We start from the raw sequence: 1,254 nt of genomic DNA, 5'->3' as shown, positions 1-1,254 counted from the left end.
TCCGGAAGCTCTCGATACCTGGGGTAGCGTGCCTAGTCCCGAGTTCGGGAAAGTCGGCGCGATCGAAGTCTGATGGCGATTGTTCCTTTGGAAGGACGGGTGGCCTTGGTCACGGGTGCGGCCCGTGGTATCGGCTACGCGGTGGCCGAGCGCCTGGGTCAGGACGGTGCGCGGCTGGTGCTCGCCGATGTCGATGCTGAGGGGCTGGAGCAGGCTGCCGCCACGCTCACCGACGACTGCGAGGTGGAGGTGGTCTGGGCCGCCGGTGATCTGTCTCAACTGGATGTCGCATCGGCCGCGGTGGCGCGCGCCGAGACCGACTTCGGCGGGCTCGACATCCTCGTCAACAATGCCGGCGGCGGTGTGCTGCGCCCGTTCCTGGAGCACACACCGGAGACCCTGCGCCAAACCATCGACCGCAACCTGTGGACCGCCATCTGGTGCAGTTGGCTGGCCCTGCCCCTGATGAAGGCCAACGGCTTCGGGCGCGTCGTCAATATCGGCGCGGACTCGGTGCGCAACGGCCTATGGGACCACGCCGCCTACAACGCCGCCAAGGGTGGCATGCACGGCATGACCACCGGGCTGGCACGGGAATTCGCCGGCGACGGCATCACCGTGAACACGGTGGCCCCCTGCGTCGTCAACACGCCCCAGTTTGCCGAGGTCGCCGCCGTCAATCCGCGATTAGCGGGTCAAGTGATTTCCGTGGTACCCGTGGGCCGCCCGGGCGAAATGCAGGAGGTCGCCTCGATGGTGGCCTACCTGGTCTCCGACGAAGCCGGCTTCGTGACCGGCCAGGTGATCAGTGTCAACGGCGGCTCGACCATGCTATGAGGCAATGATGACCCAATCCGCTGTTCTGTTCGCCGCCGCCGACTTGCCGCCTGGCGAGATCCGCCGGGCCGAGTTGCCGGACGGTACACCCATCGCCGTCTACAACGTCGACGGTAGCTATTACGCCACCCACGATACCTGCACCCACGAGGAGGCTTCGTTGTCGGAGGACGGCGAGCTTTTCGGGAATATCGTGGAATGCGGCTGGCATATGGGCCAGTTCGATGTCACCACGGGCACGGCCTGCCAGTCGCCCTGCAACGTCGATATCCGTACCTACGAGCTTTTCGTCGAGGACGGGATGCTCTGTGTACGCACCTGAGGTATGACACGCGCGCCGCAGCCGCACCCCGCGGTTCTGCCGCGGCGCACCCAGTCGATGCGCTCGGCGCAGATGCGGCGGCGGCTGATGCTGGC

General features: G+C 66.3%; 2 protein-coding genes. Both read left to right on the top strand.

What is annotated here, in order from left to right:
- Nucleotides 1-72 precede the first annotated feature (72 nt).
- Nucleotides 73-837, top strand: coding sequence for an SDR family NAD(P)-dependent oxidoreductase (locus RM532_RS15795; RefSeq protein ID WP_311654299.1), 765 nt, complete (start codon nucleotides 73-75; stop codon nucleotides 835-837).
- 7 nt (nucleotides 838-844) lie between these two features.
- Nucleotides 845-1,159: a non-heme iron oxygenase ferredoxin subunit gene (locus tag RM532_RS15790; protein ID WP_311654298.1), complete on the top strand. Its 315-nt coding sequence runs from the start codon at nucleotides 845-847 to the stop codon at nucleotides 1,157-1,159.
- Nucleotides 1,160-1,254: the final 95 nt, after the last annotated feature.

The sequence above is a fragment of the Spectribacter hydrogenoxidans genome, from assembly GCF_031846275.1.
In the GTDB taxonomy this organism is placed as follows: Bacteria; Pseudomonadota; Gammaproteobacteria; order Nevskiales; family Salinisphaeraceae; genus Spectribacter; species Spectribacter hydrogenoxidans.
This window is presented reverse-complemented; position numbering and strand designations above follow the sequence as displayed.

What these genes read in the sequence shown, in the direction of transcription:
- RM532_RS15795 (WP_311654299.1), top strand. Translation starts at nt 73, where the DNA reads ATGGCGATTGTTCCTTTGGAAGGACGGGTGGCCTTGGTCACGGGTGCG.
- RM532_RS15790 (WP_311654298.1), top strand. Translation starts at nt 845, where the DNA reads ATGACCCAATCCGCTGTTCTGTTCGCCGCCGCCGACTTGCCGCCTGGC.